Source organism: Enterobacter cloacae complex sp.6700776 (genome assembly GCF_048284255.1).
Taxonomy (GTDB): domain Bacteria; phylum Pseudomonadota; class Gammaproteobacteria; order Enterobacterales; family Enterobacteriaceae; genus Enterobacter; species Enterobacter intestinihominis.
In genome coordinates this window covers 1-313 of sequence record NZ_JBLVYK010000140.1, presented here as the reverse complement: position 1 = coordinate 313, position 313 = coordinate 1, and the positions used below count along the sequence as shown (strand labels likewise).

Annotated in this window: 1 protein-coding gene; it reads left to right on the top strand. The window is 60.7% G+C overall.

The genetic code is table 11. The annotated features are described in order from the left end of the window. Positions 1-313 (top strand): LysR substrate-binding domain-containing protein (locus ACNQ0T_RS23610; RefSeq protein WP_417930430.1); only part of this gene is annotated, 313 nt, incomplete at both ends.

Sequence of the window (313 nt, the reverse complement as noted above, 5' to 3'; positions counted from 1 at the left end):
ACAACTCCGCGCCGAAGACTGGCGCCAGGAAAAGCATCTAGCGATCCGCGTGGAGGGGACTGCCCATGGCGATATGGATAAGCTGCTTGATGAGCACCACATGCCCCGGCGCATTGCGCTAACGTTACCAAGCTTTTTAGGTACCGGTGAGCTGGTGGCCGAAAGCGATATGATTGCCGTCGTCCCGGAACAGGTGGCGCAGCATATCACCCGGCGCTATCCCTGCCGCAGCTGGCCGCTGCCTTTTCCCCTCGCCAAAATCGCCATCCGTCAGGTCTGGCATCAGCGGCTGCACCGCGATCCCGGACATATC